Here is a 24,453-nt window from a genome sequence, read left to right on the forward strand (position 1 = left end):
GGGTGTCGGGGGGGCGGGGGCCTTCTCTTTCGGTGGGCGATACTGGGTTCGAACCAGTGACCTCTTCGGTGTGAACGAAGCGCGCTACCACTGCGCCAATCGCCCGCTGCGACTCAACCTCTCGGTCGGGCCGTGCGTCCTGGAAGATATTAGCCGTATTTCGACCCAGATCGCGAACTGGCCTCCGGACCGGCCTCCCAGCCCGCCTCGACGGGACTCCCCCAGCGTAGCGCCGCCGGTCTCGCAACGGCCTGTTTCCGGGCCTCAGCAGCTTCTCGCGGTCCGCGGGCACGCCCGGAGCAGGCGGGCAGTCGACCTCCGGCAGGCCGCCCACCGGGGTGCACGCACCGCGTGACCTCACCCGAGCATCGCGCTCCCGACCCCGTCACGGGTCCATGCGCTCCCGCCGCCGGCGGTCGAACAGCTCACGCGCCGCGAGCGACAGCTCGCCGGCTCGAACCGCGACGCCGTCGAGCGCGACCACGGGCTGGATGTTGCGCACGCTCCCCGCGAGGGCGAGGCCCACGCCGGAGGAGGCTCCGTCGTCGGGCCCTGGAGCCACGACCCGGTCGAGGACCGAGAACGGGAGCTCGGCCTCGCGGACGGGCAGCCCGTCCTCCGCGGCCCACTCGAGGAGGAGCTCGCGCGTGATGCCCGCGAGACAGCCCGACGACAGCGGGGGCGTCAGGAGCTCACCGCCGACCTCGACGAGCACGTTGGCCCCCGTGCCCTCGCACAGCTCGCCCACGGTGTTGGCGAGGATCGCCTCGTCTCCCCCGCGCGCGACCGCGTCGGCGAGCGCGACCACGTTCTCGGCGTACGAGGTCGTCTTGAGCCCGGCCACGGCCGAGCGCTCGTTGCGTACCCAGGGCGAGCGCACGGCCCGCGAGGTCGGGCCGGGCGACGCGGGACCCGCGGCGATCACGATCGTCTCCTCGCCGTCCTCACGCCCCGACCCCATGGGCCCGAACCCGCCCGTGACCGTGATGCGCAGGCGCCCCGCGCCCTCCCCTGCGGCGGCCAGGACCTGCGCGACGCCGTCGCGGATGCGCGCCTCGTCGGGGGCCGGCAGGCCCATGCCGGCCGCGGACCGGCCCAGTCGCCGCAGGTGGCGGGTCAGCGCGAACGCCTGCCCGCCGTACACGGCGCACGTCTCGAAGATCCCGTCCCCCACGGTCACGCCGTGGTCGAGCGCGCTCAGCGCCCGTTCCCGCGGCTCGACGAAGGACCCATCCACCCACACGACGATCGACATGACCTCAGTCTGCCGCAGCCTCGCCCGAGGCGAGCGCGACGAGCCGCGCGGCCTTGAGCTCGGTCTCCTCCCACTCCTCGACAGGGTCGCTGCCCCACGTGATGCCTGCCCCGGTCCCGAACCTCAGCTCGTCGTCGGCCCACCAGAAGGTCCGGATGCCGACGGCGAGCTCGGCCTCGCCCGCGTCGCCGTCGACCCAGCCGACGGCCCCGCAGTAGGGACCGCGCGGGCCGCGCTCGAGCTCGGAGATGATCCGCAGCGCCGAAAACTTGGGTGCACCGGAGACCGACGCGGGCGGGAACGTCGCAGCGAGCACCTGTCCCCACAGACCACCGGGGGCGTCCTGAGCGACCTGCACGCGCCCCTGCACGCGCGAGACCAGGTGCACGAGGCCTGGGTGCGCCTCGACCGCGAGCAGGTCGGTGACCTCGACCGAGCCGGGTTCGCTCACGCGTTGCAGGTCGTTGCGGACGAGATCCGTGATCATGACGTTCTCCGTGCGGTCCTTCTCGCGCAACCCGTCCGCGGTGGCCGCGGTGCCCTTGATGGGGCCCGACGAGAGCACACCGCTCTCGAGCCGCAGGAAGAGCTCGGGCGAGGCCGTCACGACCCACACGGGCTCGATCCCGCTCGCCGCGGGCACGTGGATCGCGCCCGCGTAGGGCGCGGGGTTGCCCGCGGCGAGGATCCGGGCGAGCGCACGGGCGTCGGGCTCGCGGTCGTCCGCGGGCAGCGGCGCGGTGAGGACGCGGCAGATGTTGGCCTGGTAGACGTCCCCCTCGTGCACCGCCTGGCGGACGGCCGCCACGGCGGCCTGGTACTCGTCGCGGGACAGCGAGCTGCGCCAGGTGTCGGGGTGGGGCCCGCGCCACGCGCCCTCGCGGCCCGACGGCGCCACGCGCGCCGGGAGGTCCACTCCGGTCGCCCCGTGGTCTGGTGCCTCGTGGTCGGCGAAGCGCCATGCCCGCGCGCGCCCCCCGTGCGCGGGGTCCTCGAAGTCGGCGACGACGAACCACAGCCCTTCGGCGAGACGGGCGGCGTCGACCGCGAGGTCGATGCACTCGACGGCCCGGAGACCGTGGCGACCGGCGAACGACGCGAACCCCCTCGCATCGGAGTCCTCGTTCCCCTCGGGACCGGCCGCCGGCGCCACGCCAGGTCCGCCAAGCGCGGGGTCAGATCCGTCCCCGCGCAGGTCAGAGCGCTGCGCGTCGGGCATCTCCGAGACGCCCTGCGCCACTCGAGAGCGTGACCCGCGCCTCATTCCGCCACCTCGATCCGAGCCGACGGAGCGTCAGGAAACCGCGGAACGGCGCGGGTCCTGGGGAATCTGGTTCGGAGTGCTGGCACCCCACAACGCTACCGAGCCGCGTGCGGGCCCTGGTCCGGTTGGACGCCCAGCGCTCTCGTCTACTAAAGTCTGTGACGCGCCGAAAAACGCCGGAGAGATCCGGGCGAGGTTCGGCAGTGCGGACGTGGCTCAGTGGTAGAGCATCACCTTGCCAAGGTGAGGGTCGCGGGTTCGAATCCCGTCGTCCGCTCGGATAAGTCTTCGGACTTGTCGGGTTCGAGTCCCTGGTGGAGTGGCCGAGAGGCGAGGCAGCGGCCTGCAAAGCCGTGCACGTGGGTTCGAATCCCATCTCCACCTCTCAGCAAGGTAGTACCCCTTGTGCTGTTCTCTCGTAGAACAGCCCTGGGCGATTGGCGCAGCGGTAGCGCGCTTCCCTGACACGGAAGAGGTCACTGGTTCGATCCCAGTATCGCCCACCACAACGAAGGCCGTCCCCACCGGGACGGCCTTTTGTCATACCCGCTCAAGGACCCCTGAGCCCGTACGCCACCCCGCGCGCCTCCAGGCCGCTCCGGGCAACCCGGGCGTCCGTGTCCGACTGCGCCCAGCTCGGGTGCACCACGATCTGCCTCCTGTTCCGCGGCGGACGCGGTCCGTGCGCCCTTGCCCCGTCGCGGCGGTCCGCGGCCCGGGCAGGCACGAAGGAGCGCCGGCACGAAGGAGCGACCGGACGACGCCCGCGACGGCCCCCCGCGTCCCGTACCCGATCGCTGCGCGGTGAACCGCACGCCGAGCCGTCGACGACGACGCTCGATGCCGCGCGAGCTCGACGGAACAGAGCACTGACCTGGGGCGATTTGGACTCTTGCCCCATCTTTCGGCTAGAGTCTGTGACACGCCGAAAAACGCCGGAGAGATCCGGGCGAGGTTCGGCAGTGCGGACGTGGCTCAGTGGTAGAGCATCACCTTGCCAAGGTGAGGGTCGCGGGTTCGAATCCCGTCGTCCGCTCGGATAAGTCTTCGGACTTGTCGGGTTCGAGTCCCTGGTGGAGTGGCCGAGAGGCGAGGCAGCGGCCTGCAAAGCCGTGCACGTGGGTTCGAATCCCATCTCCACCTCTCAGCAAGGTAGTACCCCTTGTGCTGTTCTCTCGTAGAACAGCCCTGGGCGATTGGCGCAGCGGTAGCGCGCTTCCCTGACACGGAAGAGGTCACTGGTTCGATCCCAGTATCGCCCACCACCACGAAGGCCGTCCCCACCGGGACGGCCTTTTGTCATACCCCCTCAAAACGTGGAAATCGTCGGGCCCGACGCCATGGCGCGATCCGTCCCTTGTCGCGACGACGGGTCGCACGTAGCGTCGAGAGCATGTGTCGCAACATCACAGCCCTGCGAGGGCTCGAACCACCCGCCACCGACGAGGAGATCCAGGCGGCCGCACTGCAGTTCGTCCGCAAGGTCGCCGGGGTCCAGAGCGTCAGCGCGGCGACCCGTGGCCCCGTCGACGCGGCCGTCGCCGAGATCGCCGCGACCGTCACGCGGCTGCTCGCCGACCTTCCCGAGCGCCGTCAGCCCCCGAGCACGGTCCCCCCGCTGCGCCGGGCCGAGGTGCGGGCAAGGATCGCGGCGCGCGAGGCGGCAGAGGCCGCGCACGACCGCGCACACCAGCTGGGCCTCGTCCACGAGCACTGACCACCACCGGGTCGGGCACGCCTGGCCTCTCGCGTGCGAGGCCCCGGTTCCCCTCGTGCACCGTCCGAGCGTCTAGGCTCGTCGGGTGGACTCCCCCGCGAACGAACCCGTCAGCGCCTCGATGCGCCGCGCCAAGGCCGAGGCCCGCACCTCGCACGTCACCATCGGCCACGTCCGACGGGTCGACGACGGCCGGGTGACGATCGACTGCTCGTGCGGCATGCAGCTCACCAACGGACCGGACTGGTCGCTCGACGAGCACATCCGGCTGCACCGGGCCGAGGCGCGCTACGTCGCGCTGAGCAAGGTGGCCCCTGCCGGCATGCCCCGCCTCGTCGCCGTGGACCAGGACCGGCTGCCGACGCTCGACTGAGTGCCGGGGCGGTTGATCCGCCGCACCGTTCCGACAGGCCGGCCGTCAGCTCCTCAGAGCTCGTCCGGGTCGTCCCACGACCGTCCGCTCGACATCCCGTCCGTGGGTCGCCGTTCCTCGTCGGCCAAGGACTGCGGCGCCTTCGAGGCGTCCCCTCCCTCGCGGACGTCGACCTCTGCCTCCTGCTCCAGGGTCAGCCGCGAACGTGGGGAGATGCGTGCGGACGAGACGTCGCTCTCGTTCAGGTCGACCGCGTCAGGGGCGCGGTGCTCACTCGTGCTGCTCATACCCCTGGTCTAGCAGGTCCCACGGTCCGACGCACGGCTCCGCGCCGACCGGGCGGGCGCCCCCAGGGAGAGATCACCCCTCTCCCGGCAGGCGGTGAGACGCAGGAACGGGGCGGTCCGGATGCGCTCCGCGCTTGGCACACTATTTCGCCCTCCTGGCGAGGACTCGCCGCGGACTCTCACCTCCCTCGAACCTCCTCGCTCCCCGACCCCGCGGACCGGCTCGCACCGAGGCCGCGGCGTCGTCGTCGGGCCACGAGGCGCGCCGACGCTCCCCGGGCCCTGCGGGGCCTCTTCCCCACCCTGCAGGGGTACCGTCTCGCCTCGTTGCGCACCGACGTGCTCGCCGGGCTCACGGCCGGCGCCGTGGTCGTGCCCCAGGCCATGGCGTACGCGACGATCGCCGACCTACCCGTCCAGTACGGGCTCTACACGTGCATGCTCCCGATGGTCGTCTACGCGGCCCTCGGCGGATCGCGCGCGCTGAGCATGTCGACCACCTCGACCATCGCGACGCTCGTCGCGACGTCCCTCGTCGGCCTCTCGACGATCAGCGGGGGCGGCGACTCCGAGGCGCGGATCCGGGCGCTCGCGACGCTCACGGTCCTCGTCGGGGTCATCCTGCTCGTCGCACGCGCTCTCCGGCTGGGCTCCCTCGTGCAGAACATCAGCCATGCGACGCTCACGGGCATCAAGGCGAGCGTGGGGCTGACGGTCGCGGTCGGGCAGGTCCCCAAGCTCCTCGGAGCACGGGAGACTCTTCACGGCCACGGGTTCGTCCCCGAGGTCCGAGCCGCGGTCCGTGCGTTCTCGGACGTCGACGGGACGACCGTGCTCCTCTCGGTCGTCTCTCTCGCGGCGCTCGTCGGCATCGGCCGCCTCTGGCCCAGGCTGCCTGCCCCGCTGCTCGTCGTCGCGGGCGGGATCCTCGCCTCGGCGTTCGGCGGCATCACCGAGCGCGGTGTGAGCCTGGTCTCCCCCATCCCCGCCGGCCTCCCCGCGATCGTCCTGCCGCGGCTCGGCGACGTGCCCCACCTCCTGCCCGCCGCGGCAGCCATCGCGATCATGGCCTTCCTCGAGTCCGTCGCGGTCGCCCGCGAGGTGCGCAACCGCAAGGACCCGCGCATCGACCCCGACCAGGAGCTGCTCGCGGTCGGGGCCGCGAGCCTCGTGGGCGGGTTCACGGCCGTCATCCCCGCCGCAGGCGGCTTCTCTCAGTCCGCGGTCGCCCAGCGGGCCGGGGCACGGAGCCAGCTCGTGAGCGTCGTGACCGCGCTGCTCGCGGTCCTCGTGGCCCTCTTCCTCGCCCCGGTCCTCGACCACATGCCCGAGGCGACCCTCGGCGCGGTCGTGCTCGTGGCCACGCTCGGGCTCGTCGACGTGCGAGAGTTCCGGGCACTGACCCGCTTCGACATGTCCGAGCTGTGGATCGCGGTCGCGACCACGCTCGTCGGGCTCCTCTCCGGGCTGCTCGCGGGTGTCGCCGCGGGCGTGCTCATGACGCTCTTCATCGTGCTGCGCGACCTCGACCGCCCCCAGGTCGAGGTCCTGCGACACGGCCCGGACGGGTGGGAGGCCGCGCCCGACCAGCCGCTGCCGGCCGGAGCGCCGACCGCGGGCGTCGCGCAGAGCACCCCGGGCGCCCTGCCCGGCCCCGGCTCCACGGACACCAGCACGGGCGCGGACCTCCTCGTGCTCCGGCTGCGGGGCATGCTCTACACGGCCAACGTGCGCCCCACGGTCGAGCGCACCGCACAGCTCGCCAGGGCCGCGAGCGCCCGGACGCTCGTGCTCGAGGTGAGCGCCATGGACTGGGTGTCCTCGACGGTCGTCGACGAGCTCGAGGACCTCGACGACGAGCTCGCCGAGAACGGGTGCCGCCTGTACCTCACCGGGGTCGAGCCGGCCCTCGAGCAGCGGCTGCGAGCCTCCGACTGGTTCGGCGAGCTCGAGGACCAGGGCAGGGTCGTGAGCACGATCGACTCCGTGGACGTCGCGGGGTCCTCGTCGCGCCCACCGGGGCCGACTCCCCCCGGGCGCCCGACGCCGTCAGGCGCCGACGTGCCTCCGGACGGCCCTGTCGCCCCCTCCGCGAGCGCCCCTTCCTGAAAGTCGGGGCGTGCCGTGGGCGACAACGGGCGCCCGGGATGAAAGGGTCGACCCATGCAGACCTGGCCGGGCCGACCGTATCCGTTGGGCGCGACGTTCGACGGGACGGGGACGAACTTCGCCCTCTTCTCTGAGGTCGCCGAGAAGGTCGAGCTGTGCCTGATCGGCGACGACCTCGACGAGGAGGGTCGCCCCCGCGAGACGCGCGTCCTGCTCGAGGACGTCGACGCCCACGTGTGGCACGTCTACCTGCCGGGCCTGGGCCCGGGCGCGCGCTACGGCTACCGGGTGCACGGCCCGTACGACCCGGCCGCGGGACACCGGTGCAACCCCGCGAAGCTCCTGGTCGACCCGTACGCCAAGGCGATCGACGGGCAGGTCGACGGCGACGAGTCCCTGTTCTCCTACCGGTTCGGCGAGACGCCGGCCGTGCAGGCCGCGACGGGCGGCGCCCTCGGGGCGGTCGCCGGCGGGTCCGAGGGCAGCTCGCCCGACGGCACCGACGACGAGCCGCACGAGTCCTCCGGGGAGCCCCCGGCCCCGCCCTCGCCGAGCAACACCGAGGACTCGCTCGGGCACACCATGCTCTCGGTCGTCGTCAACCCCTTCTTCGACTGGGGCCACGACCGCCCGCCCCAGCACGACTACCACGACTCGGTCATCTACGAGGCCCACGTGCGGGGCATGACCATGCTCCACCCCGACGTGCCCGACGAGCTGCGCGGGACGTACGCGGGCATGGCCCACCCAGCCGTCGTCGAGCACCTGCGCGCCCTGGGCGTCACGGCCGTCGAGCTCATGCCGGTGCACCAGTTCGTCAACGACCCGAGCCTTGTCGCCAAGGGGCTGTCGAACTACTGGGGCTACAACACCATCGGCTTCTTCGCGCCCCACAACGGCTACACCGCGTACGGCACGCGCGGGCAGCAGGTCATGGAGTTCAAGGCCATGGTCAAGGCGCTCCACGAGGCCGACATCGAGGTGATCCTCGACGTGGTCTACAACCACACGGCAGAGGGCAACCACCTGGGTCCCACGCTGTCGTTCCGCGGGATCGACAACGCCGCGTACTACCGGCTCGTCGACGGCGACGAGGCCCACTACTTCGACACGACGGGCACGGGCAACTCGCTGCTCATGCGCTCGCCCCACGTGCTCCAGCTCATCATGGACTCGTTGCGGTACTGGGTCACCGAGATGCACGTCGACGGGTTCCGCTTCGACCTCGCCGCGACGCTCGCCCGCCAGTTCCACGAGGTGGACCGCCTCTCGGCGTTCTTCGACATCGTCCAGCAGGACCCGGTCGTGTCCCAGGTCAAGCTCATCGCCGAGCCCTGGGACCTGGGCGACGGTGGCTACCAGGTCGGCGGGTTCCCTCCCCTGTGGACCGAGTGGAACGGCCGCTACCGCGACACCGTGCGCGACTTCTGGCGCGGGGAGCCCGCCATGCTGCCCGAGTTCGCGAGCCGCCTGACTGGCTCCTCTGACCTGTACGAGCACTCGGGCCGCAAGCCCATCGCGTCGATCAACTTCGTCACGGCCCACGACGGCTTCACGCTGACGGACCTGGTGTCGTACGACGAGAAGCACAACGAGGCCAACGGCGAGGGCGGGGCCGACGGCGAGAACCACAACCGGTCGTGGAACTGCGGCGTCGAGGGCCCCACCGACGACCCCGAGGTCCGCGCGCTGCGGGCGCGTCAGCGCCGCAACTTCCTCGCGACGCTCCTGCTCTCCCAGGGCGTCCCCATGCTCTCCCACGGCGACGAGATCGGCCGCACCCAGCGCGGCAACAACAACGGGTACTGCCAGGACAACGAGATCACGTGGATGGACTGGGGCGGCGCGGACGGGCTCGACGAGGAGCGCAGCAGCCTCCTGGACTTCGCCCGCCGCATGGTCGAGATCCGGCGCGCGCACCCGCTCTTGCACCGGCGTCGCTTCTTCCAGGGCCCCGCGGGCACGCCCGACGGCGAGATCCCGGACATCGACTGGTTCGACCTCTCGGGCAGCCGCATGGACTCGACCGACTGGAACCAGGGGTACGCGCAGTCCGTCATGGTGTTCCTGGGCGGGGACGACCTGCCCGAGCGGGACCGGCGCGGGGAGCCCATCGTCGACGACTCGTTCCTGCTGCTGCTCAACGCCTCGGACCGCGCGCTCGACTTCACGCTGCCCGTCGCGGCCTACGGTGCGACGTGGCGCACGCTCGTCAGCACGGCGGACGGGGCCGAGCCGGAGCCACTGACGTACCGCGCGGGCGAGCACCTCACGGTCTCGTCGTTCGCCACGGTCCTGCTCGTGCGAGCCGAGGGAGAGGCGCACGTCGGATGACCTCGCGCTACCGCAACACCGCCAAGCCGCCCGACGACGCCCCCATGATCCCCGTCCCCGGGCCGCGTCCCGTCGTCTGGGCCCCGCGCGCCCGCACGATCGAGGTCGTCCTGCCCCGCAGGGCACCGCACGACGAGGACGGCGCAGGGACCGACGCCGCTCCCGGGGCAGCCGCAGAGCCCGAGCGCCGCCCCCTGCGCCTGGTCGGGATGCACGTGCCCAACTGGTGGGGAGCCGACGACGAGCTCGCGCCGGGCACCGACTACGCGTTCTCGATCGACGGCGGCCCACCGCTGCCCGACCCGCGCAGCCCGCGCCAGCCGCACGGCCTGCTCGGCTGGAGCCGCTCGTTCGACCCGGCGTTCGACTGGTCCGACGAGGCGTGGCAGGGGCCCGACGCGCGGGGCGCGGTCCTCGACGTCGACGTCACGACGTTCACCCCCGAGGGCACGCTCGATGCAGCCGCCGCGCGACTCGACGCGTTGTCGGCGCTGGGCGTCGCGGTCGTCGAGCTGCGGACGATCGGGTCGGTCGCGGGCGTGCTGTGCCCCCATCTCTACACGGTGTGCGAGGAGATCGGCGGCCCGCGCGCGCTCCAGCGGTTCGTCGACGCGGCCCACGCGCACGGGATCGGCGTCTCGCTCGGGGTCGCCTACCACCGCGCCGCCCCCGGGGCGGCCTTCCTCGAGGCCTACGCCCCCTACCTGGCGCCGCTGCGGACCCGGCGGCGCACGCCCGGCTCTCCTCTGCCCTCGCTCCCCCTGCGGGACGAGCCGGCCGCCGACGTGCCGGCAGACCTGCCCTCGGGGCGCCGGATCAACCTCGACCGGGCCGGCAGCAGGGAGGTCCACGACTGGGTCGTCGACAGCGCCGAACGGTGGTTCGACGACTTCCACGTCGACGCGCTGCGCATCGCCAGGGTCCAGGACCTCGCCGACGCCTCGCCCGTGCACCTCCTGGTCGAGGTCGCGCGGACGGCGGACGCCGCGTCGCTCGCACACGGGCGCCCCGTCCGGCTCGTGGGCGAGTGCGAGACCGCGGAGCCCCGGCTGCTCGTCCCGGCCGAGCAGGGGGGCCGGGGACTGGGCACCCTGTGGGTCCGTGGCCTCGAGCGGTCGTTCCACGCCCTGGTCGCGGGCGCCCGCGAGGGTGACGCCACGTGGTTCAACGCCCTGAGCAGGATCCTGACCATGCCGGACGCCGCGCAGATCATGCTCGGCCTCGAGTCCACGGAACACGTCGACGAGGACGGGCAGGCGATCGTGACCGCGCTGCTCCTCGCCTCGGCGTTCGTCCCCCGCCTCGAGGAGCCCGCGACCGACCGCCTGCGCGCCTGGACCAGCACGCTCCTGGGCCTGCGCCGCGCCGTGCGGGACGACGCGGTCCTCATCGTGCGCCGGGGTCCGGGAGGCGTCGTGCTCGTCCAGCGCGGGAACGTCGTCACGGTCGTCAACGTGGGGCCGCACCCGCGGACCGCGCTGCTCCCCTCGTCCCGTCGCGCCTGGAGCGTGGCCGCCCGGTGGTCGTCACCGACCGACGCTGCGGACGCTCCCAGCCCTGCCGGCACGCCCAGCAGTGTCGCCCCTGCGGCCCGTCCCGGCACCGCCGACATCCGCGGCACTGCCGGCACCGCCGCCCGCTCCCGGCCCGACCACGCGAGCGCGCGCCATGATCTCGAGCCCCTCGCACCGGCCCCCGTCGACGAGTCGTCCGTGCGTGTCGCGGGCCGTTCGGCTGTCGTCCTGACCTCGAGGTGACTAGCCTCACCCGCATGGGAAAGCACTCGTCCGGCTTGGCCGGACCCGCATCAGCGCCCGAGGACACCGCGGCCCGGTCCGGCGCCAAGAAGGTCGCTGGCTGGGACGTGCCGCCCGTCGAGTCGCTGCGCGCACCGCGCGGGTTCGACCTCGCGGCGTTCGACCGCGCCTCGACCCCCGGGTGGTCCCAGGGGCGCAAGCAGGCCGAGCGGCTGCTCGACGCGCACGCCGACGAGCTCTCGGACCTCCAGGAGCGCCTGTTCGCCGAGGGACGCAGCGGCGGGAACCGTTCGGTCCTGCTGGTCCTGCAGGGCATGGACACCTCGGGCAAGGGCGGGATCGTGCGGCACGTGATCGGCCTGGTGGACCCGCAGGGTGTCCAGCACACGTCGTTCGGGGTCCCCACCGCGGAGGAGCGTGAGCACGACTACCTGTGGCGCATCCGTCGCGCCCTGCCGGACCCGGGCTACCTCGGGGTCTTCGACCGTTCGCACTACGAGGACGTCCTGGTGGTCCGTGTCGACGAGCTGGTCCCCCCGGAGGTCTGGGAGGCCCGCTACGACGAGATCAACGCGTTCGAGCAGGAGCTCGTCGCGAGCGGCACGACGATCGTCAAGGTCGCCCTCTTCGTGTCGCTGGACGAGCAGAAGGCGCGGCTCCGCGAACGCCTCGAGCGTCCCGAGAAGCACTGGAAGTACAACCCTGGCGACATCGACGCGCGCAAGAAGTGGCCCGCCTACCAGGAGGCGTACCAGGCCGTGATCGACCGCACCAACACCGAGGTCGCGCCGTGGCACGTCGTCCCGGCCGACTCCAAGTGGTTCTCGCGGCTCGCGGTCTCCGAGCTCGTGCTCGACGCGCTGCGCCGCCTGGACCTCGGGTGGCCGCCCGCCGACTTCGACGTCGCGACCGAGCTCAGGCGGCTGGAGTCCGCGTGAGCGCGCGACCGTCCTCGGCGAGCGAGCCCAGCCGGGACAGCGCCCGGAAGTACTTCTTGCGGTAGCCGCCGCGCAGCATCTCGTCGGTGAACATCGCGGCCTCGGCACCTGCGGCGCCCGCCCCCTCGGCCTGGCCGCCCGCGAGCAGGACGGGCACGTCGCGGTCGTAGAGGCGGTCGACGAGCACCACGAGCCGCAGCGCGGCCGACTGCTCGCTCACCGGGTGGACCCCGGTGAGCGCGACGAGCGTGACGTCGTCGAGCATCGCGCCGTACTTGCTGGGGTGAACGTGCCGCAGGTGGTCGAGCACCTCGTCGAGCGAGTCGAGCGTCGCGCCCGGGTGGCTCGCCGCGACCTGAGCGACGACGTCGGCGGGCAGGGGCTGCGTCTCGGTCACGACCGCGCGGTGACGGTAGTCCTCGCCGTCGACCCGCATGACCTCGAACCGTGCCGCCATGGCCTGGATCTCGCGCAGGAAGTCCTCGGCCGCGAAGCGTCCTTCGCCCAGCGAGCCGGGCAGCGTGTTCGAGGTCGCGGCGAGTGCGACGCCCCGGTCCGCGAGCTCGCGCAGGAGCCGGGACATGAGGACCGTGTCGCCCGGGTCGTCGAGCTCGAACTCGTCGATGCAGACCAGCCGCTTGGTCGCGAGCGCGTCGACCGTGGCCTGGAAGCCCAGGGCCCCCACGAGGTTGGTGTACTCGACGAACGTCCCGTAGGCCGCGTCGGGGCCCACCGCGTGCGCGAGCGAGGTCAGCAGGTGGGTCTTGCCGACGCCGAACCCGCCGTCCATGTAGATCGCGGGCACGGCCTTGCGCTTGGCGAACAGACCACGCATGCCTCTGCCGGACGCACCGGGAGCGAGCTGGGCACCCACCTCCTCGAGACGGGCGACCGTCGAGGCCTGGCTCGGGTAGGCGGGGTTCGCGCGGTACGTCGCGAAGCGTGCGTCGGCGAAGTGGCGCGGCGGCACGAGGTCCGCGAGAAGTCGCGTGGGCGGCACGACGGGCCGGATGTCCGCGAGCGCCCGCACGCGCGCCGTGCTCTCGGTGCCCGCGTCCGGCAGGCTCGCCGTGCCCGGTGCGGGCGAGGCGGCGGTGCGGGGCGGGTTCGACGAGTCGGACGGGGTCCCGGCGAGATCGGGAGGCGCAGCAGTCACGAGGATCCAGCCTACGCGCACTAGCCTGGCGGGATGAGCGCTGTGTCGGACGTCACCTCATCGAGCCCTGCCCCGTCCCTCCCTGCGCTGGACGTGCTGATCGGGCCGGGCGGCGCGGGGCACCTCGCCGGGACCCGGCTCGAGGTCACGCCCCGCGAGGAGGAGCTCGCGGCGTTCTACGCGTCCCCGCCGGGCCTGCACGTGCGCGCGAACATGGTCTCGAGCGTCGACGGCGGCGCCTGGGGTCCGGACCACCGCTCGGGCACCATCAACGACGCGGCCGACTGGCGCGTCTTCCGGGTGCTGCGGGCCCTCGCGGACGTCGTGCTCGTGGGGGCGGGTACGGCACGGGCCGAGGGCTACACCGCGCTCGACGTCCCGCGCGGGCTCGAGCACCTGCGCACGGGGCGCGGGCCGCTCGAGCTCGCGGTCGTCACGCGCAGCGGCCACCTGCCCGCGTCGCTGGCCGGGGGCGCGCGCCCGCCGTTCGTCATCACGGACGAGCACGGGGCGGGCATCGCCCGGGCGAGCGTGCCGCGGGGCGGCGCCCCGGGCGGCGGCCCCGCCGACGACACGCACGCGGGTGCGCCCCGCACCCCCCAGGACCTCCCCTCCCCCACGCCCGGACCCGACCTGCGGGCCGGTCTCGCCGCGCTGACGGAACGGGGGCTGACCCGGGTGCTGTGCGAGGGCGGTCCGCACCTGCTCGCGGACCTGCTCGCCGCCGACCTGCTCGACGAGCTGTGCGTGACCACGACCCCGGTGCTCGTGGGCCCGGGGCCGGGCCGGATCGTGGCCGGCCTGCCGCCCCTCGTCCCGGGTGCTGCCACCGGCCCCACGGCGGGTGGCGAGATGCCCGCGAGCGCCGATCCGGTCCGTCCTCGGCTCGAGCACCTGCTGCACGCGGGCGGGACGCTGGCCGCCCGATGGGCGCTGCGCTGAGAACGTTGACTACTCTGGGCCTGTGACCGACACCATCCTCGTCCTGACCGAAGACACCCTCGCCGCCGTGGACGTGGAGCACATCCTGTCCCTCCACCCCGACGAGACCCTCGCCTACCGGGTCCTGGTGCCCGCCGACACCGAGCGCAACGTCGTCTCCGCGATCATCGACCACCTCAGCGTGGGAGAGCTCAAGGAGGCGTGGGACGAGGTGCTCGGCAAGGAGCCGTCGCGCGCCCAGGCCACGGCCACCGCGCAGGAGCAGCTCGACGCGAGCGTCGCAGAGCTCCGGGCCGCGGGCCGCGAGGCCGAGGGCGCCGTGACCGAGGACGACCCGCTGCCCGCGCTGCGCGCCGCGGTCGCCGCCGGTGACGTCCGCGAGATCGCGATCGTGACCTATCCGCACGCGGTCGAGGACACGTTCCACCAGGACTGGGCCTCGCGCGCCCGCGAGGAGCTGCACGTGCCCGTGCTGCACCTGTACTCGGGCACCAGCGAGCTGGGCTGACCCGACCACCCGCACGCCGCGGCCGCACCTCACGACGCGGCGAGCACGACGACGAGGGGCCGTCACCACCAGGTGGTGATGGCCCCTCGCTCTGTCCGGTCCGCTCGTCAGGGCGGGGAGAGGGTCGGTGCGCTCGGCACCGACGGTCTCAGTAGCCCGTCGTGGTCGGTTCCGGGTAGTGCTTCTTGTACTTGCGGTAGAAGTTCTGGGTCATCGCCTCGACGACCAGTCGCCTCTTGAGCCCCCCGTCCTTCGAGTACTTCAGGGGGTTCACCGCGTCGCCACGGTCCTTGACCGCCTGCAGGCGGATCCGCAACGAGGGGTCCAGGATGTACTTGAGCAGGAGCCGGAACGGCACCACCGAGTACAGGACCTCCTTCGTGGCCAGCAGAGGCTCGATCGACCTGCCGAGGACCCGGTCCTCGACGAGCGCACGAGCGATGTTGGCCCCGGCCGCGGTCACGTAGTAGTTGTTGCGACCGATGCGCGGGTTCACCTCGAAGTACACGTGCCGGCCCGTGCGGGGGTCCAGCTTGTAGTCGAAGTTGGCGAACCCTGTGTACCCGACGTTGTCGAGGAACCGGCTCGCGGCCTCCATGGCGTCCTCGTACGGCTCGGTGAGGATCGCCGCGGGGATGCCCAGCGTGCCCGGGGTGTGCTCCTCGAGGAGCACACGACCCGTGGCGAGCAGGGTGATCACGCCCCGCGTGTCCCGGTAGGCCGTGAGCGAGCGCATCTGCGTCTCGTCGCCCGGGATGAACTCCTGGACGAGGAACGTCCCGGGGTACCCCGCGGTGACGAGGTGCCCGAGCAGCTCGTCGAGCTCGGCGCGCGAGTCGACGTGGTGGATCTTGCGCTTGCCGGGGAACGAGACGTAGTGGTAGTCCGCGCTCGAGGACGGCTTGGCGACGACCGGGAACTCCAGGTCGACGCGCAGCGCGGGGATCGCCGCGAGCCCGCCGTCCGCGACGAGCTGGGGCACGCTGACCGCGACCGTGCGCGGCGTGGGGATGCCGAGCCGGTCGCAGACCTCCGCGAAGCCCTCCTTGCTCGAGACCTGCTCGAGGACCTCGAGCGTGCAGTAGGACATGACGTACTTGTCCTCGAGCCGCGCGCGGTTCTCGACGATCGACCGGACGAACCAGTCGGCGTTGGTGAGCAGCACGAGCGTCTTGCCGGGGTGCTGGGCGGCGACGCGCTCGAGCGCGGTGACGAGCACCTCGGGGTCGTCGATGCCGGGCGTCACGACGTTCGTGACGAACGACGAGTCGGCCATGGCGCGCGTGGCGACGCTCGAGATCACGACGGCGTCGGTCCCGTACTGCTCGTGGAACGCGCGGACCATCGCATAGACGCCGATGTCACCACCGACGCCGACAGGCAGGAGATCGGGGAGAGAAGTCCCCGTCATGCGTTGGACTCGCTGCGGTCGCCGGACCACTCGGTGTGGAACACGCCCTCCTTGTCGACGCGGTGGTAGGTGTGGGCGCCGAAGAAGTCGCGCTGGGCCTGGATGAGGGCCGCGGGCAGGCGCTCGGCGCGCACCCCGTCGTAGTACGCGAGCGAGGACGAGAACGCGGGCGTGGGCACGCCGTTGAGCGCGGCCTGGGACACCACGCGACGCCACGAGGACACGCCTTCGCCGACGGTCTGCGTGAAGTACGGGTCGGCCAGGAGCAGCGCGAGGTTCTCGTCACGCTCGTAGGCCTCGGTGATGCGGTTGAGGAAACGGGCGCGGATGATGCAGCCCCCCCGCCAGATGCGCGCCATGGCGCCGCGGTCGATGCCCCAGCCGAACTCCTCGGAGGCCGCGGCGATCTGGTCGAAGCCCTGCGAGTACGCGACGACCTTCGACGAGTACAGCGCACGGCGCACGTCCTCGATGAACGCGTCACGGTCCGTGATCTCCCACTGGCCCGCGTCGGCCGGCAGCACGCCGACCGCGGCCGAGCGCTGGGGCACCGAGCCGGACAGCGCACGCGCGAACGTGGCCTCGGCGATGCCCGTGATCGGGACGCCCAGGTCGAGCGCGTTCTGGACCGTCCAGCGGCCCGTGCCCTTCTGCTCGGCACGGTCGAGGATGATGTCGACGAACGCCTTGCCCGTCTCTGCGTCGACGTGCTGGAGCACGTCGGCCGTGATCTCGATGAGGAACGACTCGAGGTCGCCCTTGTTCCACTCGGCGAAGATCTGGCCGATCTCCTGGGCCGAGGCTCCGAGGCCCTGCTTGAGCAGGTCGTACGCCTCGGCGATGAGCTGCATGTCGGCGTACTCGATGCCGTTGTGGACCATCTTCACGAAGTGGCCCGCGCCGTCGGGACCGACGTAGGTGCAGCAGGGCACGCCGTCGACCTTGGCCGAGATGTCCTCGAGGATGGGGCCGAGGGTCTCGTACGACTCCGGGGCGCCACCGGGCATGATGCTGGGGCCGTTGAGCGCGCCCTCCTCGCCGCCGGAGACGCCGGTGCCCACGAAGTGCAGGCCCTTCTCCTTGAGCTCGGCCTCACGGCGGCGCGTGTCGGGGAAGTGCGCGTTGCCGGCGTCGATGATGATGTCGCCCTGCTCGAGGAGCGGGACCAGCTCGGCGATGACGGCGTCCGTCGGGCCGCCGGCCTTGACCATGATGACGACCTTGCGGGGACGCTCGAGCGAGGCGACGAAGTCGGCCATCGACTCGGACGGGACGAAGTCGCCGTCGTCGCCGTGGTCGGCGACGAGCGACTGGGTCTTGGCGAAGGAGCGGTTGTGCACCGCGACCGTGTAGCCGTGACGAGCGAAGTTGCGGGCCAGGTTGCGGCCCATGACCGCGAGTCCGGTGACGCCGATCTGTGCGCGGGCTGTCATCTGCTGTGCTCCTCGGGGGTAGGTGCTGGCTCCGGCGAGCAGGAGTGCCGGGCGCCGGCGGGACATGCCGACGACGGGCGTCGGCGGACACTCCCGACAGCCTAGTCCGGCGATCACGATTCGATCTCCTCCGCGCGCCTAACCTCCACGATGTGGACATCTGCTCGTACTGTGCAGCGTGTGATCAAGTCCGGAGAAGCCGCGGCACCACCCGACTTCCTCCGCGCCCTGGAGTCGGTCGGGCGGCGGAGGCTGCGCCCCGAGGTGCGGCTCCAGGAGGTGCCCGCTCCGGGCAGGATCGCCCCGTTCGCGCTCGCGCTCACGGGTGAGGTGGCCGGGCCGGACGGCTCGGGCGAGGAGCTCGCGACCGGTCGCTTCATCCTGCTGCACGACCCGGCGGGCCAGGAGGCGTGGCACGGCACGTTCCGCGTCGTGACGCTCGTGCGCGCGACGCTCGAGCCGGAGATGGCCACCGACCCGCTCCTGGCCGAGGTCGCCTGGACCTGGCTCGACGACGCGCTCTCGCACTCGGGCGCCGACGCCGTGGCCGAGGGGGGCACGGTGACCCGCGTGCTCTCCGAGAGCTTCGGGGCGCTGGCCGGCCAGGCCAACGACGTCGACCTCGAGATCCGGGCGTCGTGGACCCCCACCTCGACCGACGTCGGAGCTCACCTCGAGGCCTGGTCGACGCTCCTGTGCACGGCCGCGGGGCTGCCCCCGTTGCCGGACGGCGTGACGTCGTTACGCCCGCGACGCAATACCGTGGGTCCATGAGCTCGGCCCACACACCTTCCTTCTCCTCACGCCGGACCGCCGACCGCGGCCCCTCCGGCGACGCCGTCGACGTCGGCACAGCGCGCGACGCAGCCCCCTCGTCGACGCCCGACGGCGCAGACCCCGGCGCTCCGGTCCCCGCCGTGACCCCGCTGACCGAGCCGGCCGACGGCGTCGGTCCCGTGATCGACACGCCCGAGGCCTTCGCCGAGGTCGTCGCGGCCTACGCCGCAGCGTCCGGCCCTGTCGCCGCGGACGCCGAGCGCGCGTCGGGCTACCGGTACGGCCAGCGCACCTACCTGGTGCAGGTGCGCCGCGAGGGTGCGGGCACCGCGCTCATCGACCCCATCGCGATCCCCGACCTCTCGCCGCTGCGCGAGGCCGTGGGCGACGCCGAGTGGATCCTGCACGCCGCGTCCCAGGACCTGCCCGGGTTCGCCGAGCAGAACCTGTACCCCGCCCGGATCTTCGACACCGAGCTCGCGGCACGCCTCCTGGGCATGGAGCGCGTCGGGCTGGCCGCCGTGATCGCCGAGGTCCTGGGCCTCGGGCTCGCCAAGGAGCACTCCGCGGCCGACTGGTCGACGCGCCCCCTGCCCGAGGACTGGTTGCGGTACGCCGCGCTCGACGTCGAGGTCCTCATCCCGCTGCGCAAGATCCTCGGCGAGCGGCTCGAGGAGCAGGGCAAGGCAGAGTGGGCCGCCCAGGAGTTCGAGGCCGTGCGCACCGCTCCCCCGCCCCCGCCGCGCGAGGAACCCTGGCGTCGCACGTCGGGCGTGCACGCGCTGCGCAACCCGCGCAGCCTCGCGGTCGTTCGCACCCTGTGGGAGGCACGTGACGAGAACGCCCGCCGCAGGGACATCGCTCCGGGACGGGTCCTGCCCGACCGTGCGATCGTCGCCGCCGCCCAGGCCATGCCCCGCTCGGTGCCCGAGCTGGTCAAGCTGCCCGCGTTCTCGGGCCGCAACACGGCCCGCCGGGCCGCGGCCTGGCAGCACGCGATCGACCAGGCGCTGGCCCTGCCCCAGGAAGCGCTGCCCAGCGCCCGCGGGCCGCGCAGCGACGCCCCGCCGCCGCCGCGCGCATGGGCCGACCGCGACCCCGCCGCGGCCCAGCGCCTCGACGCCGCGCGCGTCGTGGTCCAGGCGCTGTCCGACGAGCTCTCGGTGCCGATCGAGAACCTCCTGCAGCCCGACGCCCTGCGCCGCGTGTGCTGGACGCCTCCCTCACCGCTCGACACCGAGCACGTCGCGCAGTTCCTGCGCGGCCGCGGCGCGCGCGAGTGGCAGCTCGACCTCGTGGCCGAGCCGCTCGCCCGTGCCCTGGCCGACCCGGCCTCGGTCCCGCGCCCTGCCCCGACCCCGACCCCGGAGAGCGCCCCGTAGGTCCCGGCGCACGGCTCGCCGACGCCTGCGCCCGCCGCCCACCTCGGCCGATGTCCTGGACGCCGGTCGGGGCAGACGGTGGGGACGCCGTCGTCCGGGACTTCCCCTCGCCGGTAAGGTCGGGGGCATGCTGCCCGAGTCCTCCTCCTTGACCGTCACGACGATCACCGACCGCGCCGCCTGGGACGAGCAGGTGCTCGCGATGGGTGGCCACCCGCTCCAGCTCTGGGGGTGGGGCGAGGTCAAGGGGGCCGGGGCCTGGACGCCTCGCCGCCTGCAGGTCGCGGGCTCGGACGGCACGGTCCTGGGCCTTGCGCAGGTCCTGGTCCGTTCGCTGCCCGCGCAGTTCAAGGCGCTGAGCTACGTGCCCCGTGGCCCGGTCGTCATGCCCGACGGCACGGGCTACCCCGCGACCCGGTCGGGCGTCACGGAGGCCGTGGTGGGCTGGTGCCGCGAGAACGTCGGTGGCGTGGGCATCACGCTCGAGCCGGACTGGGACGCGGGGACCTCGCTCGAGCTCGACGGCGCGGCCCCCGCGGTCAACCCCGTGCTCTACCCGACGACCCTGATCCTGGACCTGCGCAAGACGCCCGACGAGCTCATGGCCGACATGGCCAAGAAGACCCGCCAGTACATCCGCAAGTCGGAGCGCGAGGACCTCGAGTTCCGCCCGGTCACCACGCGCGCCGAGCTCTCGGCGTGCCTGCGCCTGTACCGCCAGACCGCCGAGCGGGCCGGGTTCGGCCTGCACGAGGACTCCTACTACGAGCTCGTGTTCGACCAGCTCGGCGAGCACTCGCCCGTCTTCGCGGCCTTCGCCCGCTCGCGCGAGGGCGGCCCGCACGACCGGCCGGTCTCGTTCGTGTGGTTCGCGGCCTCGGCGCGCACGTCGTTCGAGCTGTACGGCGGCATGGACGAGGAGGGCCAGCGGCTGCGCGCCAACTACGGTCTCAAGTGGTACGCGATCAACGCGATGCGTGAGCGCGGCGTGCTGCGCTACGACGTCAACGGTCTGCTCAACGACGGGATCTCGACGTTCAAGCGCGGCTTCGCGAGCCACGAGGACGAGCTGATCGGGAGCATCGACGTGCCGTTCTCGATGTGGTACACCGCCTGGAACAAGGGCCTGCCGACCGCCAAGAGGGTCGTGCGCAAGCTCCGCGGAGGCCACTGACCTCTCCACGAACGAGACTGCGTATCGCTCAGATCGCCCCTGAGTTCCCCGACGGACCCGCCTCGACCCCTCAGGTTGAGCGGGTCCGACGGTCGTCGAAGATACTCGGTCTCACACTTTCGTGCATTTTCCCGGTACCGCGGGTAGCCTGTACCAACGCTGAGCGGTGACGCTCAGGGACACCGCCGTCCAGATCAGGAGATGCCATGACTGTGGCCAGCAAGGGTTCGGGCTCGCGCCGGACCGTCCGCGACGTCGTCTTCGTCGAGGGGGTGCGTACGCCGTTCGGCAAGGCCCGTCCCGACGGCATCTACGCCCACACCCGCGCCGACGACCTCGCCGTCAAGGCCGTGCGGGAGCTGCTGCGTCGCCGCCCCGAGCTCCCGACCGATCGCATCGACGAGGTCGCGCTCGCCGCGACGACCCAGACGGGCGACCAGGGCCTGACCCTCGGCCGCAGCGTGGCCGTGCTGGCCGGCCTGCCGAAGTCCGTGCCGGGCTTCGCGATCGACCGCATGTGTGCGGGTGCCATGACCGCGGTCACCACGACCGCGTCGGCCATCGCGATCGGCGCCCAGGACGTCACGCTCGCAGGCGGGCTCGAGCACATGGGCCACCACCCCATGGGCGAGGGCGCAGACCCCAACCCGCGCTTCGTCGCCGAGAAGCTCGTCGACTCCACGGCCCTGGTCATGGGGGCGACCGCCGAGAACCTGCACGACCGCTTCCCGCACCTGACCAAGGAGCGCGCGGACGCGTACGGTGTCGCGAGCCAGGCCAAGTACGCCAAGGCGCTCGCCAACGGCGACGTGACGCCGGACCTCGTCCCGATCGCGCTGCGCGACCCGCAGCAGGGCTGGGGCCTGGCCACGGCCGACGAGCTGCCCCGCCCGGGCACCACGGTCGAGGACATCGCGCACCTCAAGACACCGTTCCGTCCCGGCGGCAAGGTCACCGCGGGCAACGCGTCCCCGCTGACCGACGGCGCGGCGGTCTCGCTCCTCGCGGCGGGCGACGTCGCGGCCGAGCTCGGCCTGCCGGCCCGCATGCGTCTCGTGTCGTTCGCGTACGTGGGCGTGGACCCCGAGGTCATGGGCATCGGGCCCATCCCCTCGACCGAGAAGGCCCTGGCCCAGGCCAGCCTGAGCATCGAGGACATCGGCCTGTTCGAGATCAACGAGGCCTTCGCCGTCCAGGTCCTGGCGTTCCTCGACCACTTCGGCATGCCCGACGACGACGAGCGCGTCAACCAGTATGGCGGCGCGATCGCGGTGGGTCACCCCCTCGCGGCGTCGGGCGTGCGCCTCATGACCCAGCTGGCGCGCCAGTTCGAGCAGCACCCCGAGGTCCGCTACGGCCTGACCACGATGTGCGTGGGCCTGGGCATGGGCGGCACGGTCGTCTGGGAGAACCCGCACCACGCCGACTACTCCGGCCACACGACGACCGACGGGGAGAACTGACCCATGAGCACCCAGACCACCACGCCCCGTGCCGAGCGCGTGACCCACTCCCTCGTCCGCGACGTCGAGCTGTCGGGCGGCGCGGGCACGCTCGCGCTCCTGACGCTCGACAACGGCCTGGACCACACCAAGCCCACGACGCTCGGGCCGGGCGGCATCGCCGAGCTCACGGCAGCGCTGACCGCGCTCCAGGCCCGCGCGGCGCGGGGGGAGATCGCGGCCGTCGCCGTGACGGGCAAGCCCTACTTCCTCGCCGCGGGCGCCGACCTCACGCAGGTCGCAGGCGTCCGCACGCGCGACGAGGCCCTCGAGCTGGGCCGCAGCGGCCACGCGGCCTACCGCCTGCTCGGAGAGATGGGCGTCCCGACGTTCGCCTACGTCAACGGCCTGGCCCTGGGCGGCGGCCTCGAGGTCGCGCTCAACTGCGACTACCGCACGGTCGCGACCGACGCCCCCGCGCTCGCGCTCCCCGAGGTCGGCCTCGGCCTGGTCCCGGGCTGGGGCGGCGCCTACCTCGTGCCACGCCTCGTGGGCATCGAGAAGGCCATGGACGTCATCCTCACGCGCCCGAGCGCCAACAAGCCGTTCAAGGCCAAGGAGGCCTTCGAGATCGGCCTGGCCGACGCGCTGTTCGAGGCGCCGGACTTCCTCGAGTCCTCGATCCGCTGGACCGCCGACGTCGTGCGCGGCACCACGGTCGTCGAGCGCCGCGAGCTCGACCCGGCCCCGGTGTGGGACGCGGTCGTCGCCGGTACGCGCAAGCAACTCGACGCCGTCGTGCACGGGTCGCGGCCCGCGCCCTACCGGGCGCTCGACCTCCTGGCCGCGGCACGCACCGCGACCAAGGACGAGGCCTTCGCGGCCGAGGACGAGGCCCTGGCGGACCTCATCATGTCCGACGAGATGCGTGCGAGCGTCTACGCGTTCCAGCTCGTCTCGCACGGCAAGCGCCCCGCGGGCGCCCCGGACCCGAAGCTCGCCCGCCCGGTCACCTCGGTCGGGATCGTGGGCGCGGGGCTCATGGCGGCTCAGCTCGCGCTGCTGTTCGCGCAGCGTCTGGGCGTGCCCGTGACGATGCGCGACCTCGACGCCGAGCGCGTGCAGCACGGGCTCGACTACGTCCGCACGACGGTCGAGAAGCTCGTCACGACGGGCCGGATGAGCAAGGACACGGGGGCCAAGGTCCTGTCCTCGGTCCACGGGACCACGGACATCACCGAGTTCTCGCGCTGCGACTTCGTGATCGAGGCGGTGACCGAGGTCCTGGGGCTCAAGAAGAAGGTCTTCGCCGAGCTCGAGGGCATCATCGGCCCCGACACGATCCTCGCGACCAACACCTCGGCCCTGTCCGTGACCGAGATGGCCGCAGACCTGGCACACCCCGAGCGGGTCGTGGGGCTGCACTTCTTCAACCCCGTCGCGCAGATGCCGCTCGTCGAGGTCGTCCGGGCAGAGAAGACCTCGGACGAGGCCCTCGCCACGGCCTTCGCGGTCTCCAAGGCGCTGCGCAAGACCGCGGTGGGCGTCGCCGACCGCCCGGGCTTCGTGGTCAACCGCCTGCTCGTGCTGCTCCTGGGCAAGATCGTGGAGGCCGTCGAGAACGGCACCTCGGTCGAGGTCGCCGACCGTGCGCTGCGTCCCCTGGGCCTGCCCATGGGTCCGTTCGCGCTGTTCGACCTCGTGGGCCCCGCCGTGGGCCTGCACGTCCTGACGTCGCTGCGCGAGGACCTGGGCGACCGCTTCCCGTCCTCCCCCGGGCTCGAGAAGCTCGTGGCCGAGGGCACCAAGGTCGTCCTGCCGGCTCCGGCGCGCGGCATCCCCGCGAGCGTCGACCCGGCGATCCAGGCGTACTTCGGTACGGGTGAGGCCGGCGGTCCGGGCGCGCTCGACGAGGCGGGCGTGCTCGACGCCGTCCTGGTGGCCCTGACCACGGAGATCGGCCACATGCTCGACGAGGGCGTCGTCCAGGGCCCCGAGCAGATCGACCTCTGCATGATCCTGGGCGCGGGCTGGCCGTTCCACGACGGCGGTATCACGCCGTACCTGGACCGGACGGGCTATTCGGAGAAGGTCCTGGGCCGCCGTCTCCTGCCCGACGGCATCGCGAACGTCCCGGCGCAGGTCGCCTGACGCGTCGCTCGGAGTCGAGGGGGGGGGGGGGGGGGGGGGGGGG

The 24,453-nt window shown here is 72.7% G+C and carries 19 protein-coding genes and 7 tRNA genes; 19 read left to right on the forward strand and 7 right to left on the reverse strand.

Annotation, left to right across the window (positions count from 1 at the left end; all coding sequences use genetic code 11):
- Positions 1–33: 33 nt before the first annotated feature.
- From H9641_RS14360 to H9641_RS14370, 3 genes are all read right to left on the reverse strand, one after another.
- Positions 34–105: transfer RNA gene (locus H9641_RS14360), tRNA-Val, on the reverse strand.
- Positions 106–385: 280 nt separating this feature from the next.
- The gene (locus tag H9641_RS14365; RefSeq protein ID WP_191804949.1) at positions 386–1,255 is read right to left on the reverse strand and encodes an aminotransferase class IV; all 870 of its coding nucleotides are present in this window, start codon (positions 1,253–1,255) and stop codon (positions 386–388) included.
- Between the two features lie 4 nt (positions 1,256–1,259).
- Positions 1,260–2,495 (reverse strand): chorismate-binding protein, encoded by a 1,236-nt coding sequence (locus H9641_RS14370; RefSeq protein ID WP_318244604.1) that lies wholly within the window; start codon positions 2,493–2,495, stop codon positions 1,260–1,262.
- Between the two features lie 229 nt (positions 2,496–2,724).
- Between H9641_RS14370 and H9641_RS14375 the strand changes: the two genes are divergently transcribed.
- The 8 genes from H9641_RS14375 (at position 2,725) to H9641_RS14410 (ending at position 4,609) form a co-directional block, all read left to right on the forward strand.
- A tRNA-Gly gene (locus tag H9641_RS14375) sits at positions 2,725–2,796 on the forward strand.
- 36 nt (positions 2,797–2,832) lie between these two features.
- A tRNA-Cys gene (locus tag H9641_RS14380) sits at positions 2,833–2,903 on the forward strand.
- A gap of 47 nt (positions 2,904–2,950) precedes the next feature.
- Positions 2,951–3,025, forward strand: a tRNA-Val gene (locus H9641_RS14385).
- A 458-nt stretch (positions 3,026–3,483) separates the two neighbouring features.
- Positions 3,484–3,555: transfer RNA gene (locus H9641_RS14390), tRNA-Gly, on the forward strand.
- A gap of 36 nt (positions 3,556–3,591) precedes the next feature.
- Positions 3,592–3,662 (forward strand) — tRNA-Cys (locus H9641_RS14395).
- 47 nt (positions 3,663–3,709) lie between these two features.
- Positions 3,710–3,784: transfer RNA gene (locus tag H9641_RS14400), tRNA-Val, on the forward strand.
- A gap of 128 nt (positions 3,785–3,912) precedes the next feature.
- Positions 3,913–4,236 (forward strand): DUF2277 domain-containing protein, encoded by a 324-nt coding sequence (locus H9641_RS14405; protein ID WP_191804951.1) that lies wholly within the window; start codon positions 3,913–3,915, stop codon positions 4,234–4,236.
- An 85-nt stretch (positions 4,237–4,321) separates the two neighbouring features.
- Positions 4,322–4,609: a hypothetical protein gene (locus tag H9641_RS14410; protein ID WP_318244605.1), complete on the forward strand. Its 288-nt coding sequence runs from the start codon at positions 4,322–4,324 to the stop codon at positions 4,607–4,609.
- A 53-nt stretch (positions 4,610–4,662) separates the two neighbouring features.
- On the opposite strand, the gene H9641_RS14415 is transcribed toward H9641_RS14410, so the two are convergent.
- Positions 4,663–4,896 (reverse strand): hypothetical protein, encoded by a 234-nt coding sequence (locus H9641_RS14415; protein ID WP_191804953.1) that lies wholly within the window; start codon positions 4,894–4,896, stop codon positions 4,663–4,665.
- Positions 4,897–5,223: 327 nt separating this feature from the next.
- Between H9641_RS14415 and H9641_RS14420 the strand changes: the two genes are divergently transcribed.
- From H9641_RS14420 to H9641_RS14435, 4 genes are read left to right on the forward strand one after another with little or no spacing between them, the layout of a single operon-like run.
- Positions 5,224–7,005, forward strand: coding sequence for a SulP family inorganic anion transporter (locus tag H9641_RS14420; protein WP_225220516.1), 1,782 nt, complete (start codon positions 5,224–5,226; stop codon positions 7,003–7,005).
- A gap of 54 nt (positions 7,006–7,059) precedes the next feature.
- Positions 7,060–9,339 carry a glycogen debranching protein GlgX gene (glgX, locus tag H9641_RS14425; RefSeq protein WP_191804955.1) on the forward strand — a complete coding sequence of 760 codons (2,280 nt, stop codon included), beginning with the start codon at positions 7,060–7,062 and terminating at the stop codon, positions 9,337–9,339.
- Positions 9,336–11,096 carry an alpha-amylase family protein gene (locus tag H9641_RS14430; RefSeq protein WP_191804957.1) on the forward strand — a complete coding sequence of 587 codons (1,761 nt, stop codon included), beginning with the start codon at positions 9,336–9,338 and terminating at the stop codon, positions 11,094–11,096. Before glgX ends, H9641_RS14430 begins: the two co-directional genes overlap by 4 nt.
- A 14-nt stretch (positions 11,097–11,110) precedes the next feature.
- Positions 11,111–12,034, forward strand: a complete 924-nt coding sequence (locus tag H9641_RS14435) for a polyphosphate kinase 2 family protein (RefSeq protein WP_191804959.1) — start codon at positions 11,111–11,113, stop codon at positions 12,032–12,034.
- Here the strand turns inward: H9641_RS14435 and zapE are convergent.
- A complete protein-coding gene (gene zapE / locus H9641_RS14440; RefSeq protein ID WP_191805080.1) occupies positions 12,012–13,097 on the reverse strand; it encodes a cell division protein ZapE in 1,086 nt (361 codons plus the stop codon). The two genes, H9641_RS14435 and zapE, sit on opposite strands and share 23 nt — an antisense overlap.
- Before the next feature lie 126 nt (positions 13,098–13,223).
- On the opposite strand from zapE, the gene H9641_RS14445 reads away from it, so the two are divergent.
- Together H9641_RS14445 and H9641_RS14450 are read left to right on the forward strand one after the other, a co-directional pair.
- Positions 13,224–14,132, forward strand: coding sequence for a dihydrofolate reductase family protein (locus H9641_RS14445; protein ID WP_191804961.1), 909 nt, complete (start codon positions 13,224–13,226; stop codon positions 14,130–14,132).
- Positions 14,133–14,154: 22 nt separating this feature from the next.
- Positions 14,155–14,640 carry a hypothetical protein gene (locus H9641_RS14450; RefSeq protein ID WP_056650084.1) on the forward strand — a complete coding sequence of 162 codons (486 nt, stop codon included), beginning with the start codon at positions 14,155–14,157 and terminating at the stop codon, positions 14,638–14,640.
- A 148-nt stretch (positions 14,641–14,788) separates the two neighbouring features.
- Here the strand turns inward: H9641_RS14450 and H9641_RS14455 are convergent, their stop codons facing one another.
- Together H9641_RS14455 and gndA are read right to left on the reverse strand one after the other, a co-directional pair.
- Positions 14,789–16,051 (reverse strand): carboxylate--amine ligase, encoded by a 1,263-nt coding sequence (locus tag H9641_RS14455; RefSeq protein WP_191804963.1) that lies wholly within the window; start codon positions 16,049–16,051, stop codon positions 14,789–14,791.
- Positions 16,048–17,484: an NADP-dependent phosphogluconate dehydrogenase gene (gene gndA, locus H9641_RS14460; protein WP_056650090.1), complete on the reverse strand. Its 1,437-nt coding sequence runs from the start codon at positions 17,482–17,484 to the stop codon at positions 16,048–16,050. The genes H9641_RS14455 and gndA overlap by 4 nt, the downstream gene beginning before the upstream one ends.
- A gap of 183 nt (positions 17,485–17,667) precedes the next feature.
- Here gndA and H9641_RS14465 point away from each other — a divergent pair, with 183 nt between their 5' ends.
- From H9641_RS14465 to H9641_RS14485, 5 genes are all read left to right on the forward strand, one after another.
- Positions 17,668–18,258: a DUF3000 domain-containing protein gene (locus tag H9641_RS14465; protein ID WP_377616530.1), complete on the forward strand. Its 591-nt coding sequence runs from the start codon at positions 17,668–17,670 to the stop codon at positions 18,256–18,258.
- The gene (locus H9641_RS14470; RefSeq protein WP_191804966.1) at positions 18,255–19,643 is read left to right on the forward strand and encodes an HRDC domain-containing protein; all 1,389 of its coding nucleotides are present in this window, start codon (positions 18,255–18,257) and stop codon (positions 19,641–19,643) included. Before H9641_RS14465 ends, H9641_RS14470 begins: the two co-directional genes overlap by 4 nt.
- Positions 19,644–19,770: 127 nt before the next feature.
- A complete protein-coding gene (locus tag H9641_RS14475) occupies positions 19,771–20,817 on the forward strand; it encodes a lipid II:glycine glycyltransferase FemX (RefSeq protein ID WP_068706844.1) in 1,047 nt (348 codons plus the stop codon).
- Positions 20,818–21,023: 206 nt separating this feature from the next.
- On the forward strand, positions 21,024–22,280 hold the full coding sequence (locus H9641_RS14480) for a thiolase family protein (RefSeq protein WP_191804968.1): 1,257 nt from the start codon (positions 21,024–21,026) through the stop codon (positions 22,278–22,280).
- Between the two features lie 3 nt (positions 22,281–22,283).
- Complete coding sequence (locus H9641_RS14485) at positions 22,284–24,410, forward strand: 3-hydroxyacyl-CoA dehydrogenase NAD-binding domain-containing protein (RefSeq protein WP_191804970.1); 2,127 nt, start codon at positions 22,284–22,286, stop codon at positions 24,408–24,410.
- The last annotated feature ends 43 nt before the right edge of the window (positions 24,411–24,453 follow it).

Origin of the sequence: Oerskovia merdavium, from assembly GCF_014836755.1 — a bacterium.
Classification (GTDB): Bacteria; Actinomycetota; Actinomycetes; order Actinomycetales; family Cellulomonadaceae; genus Oerskovia; species Oerskovia merdavium.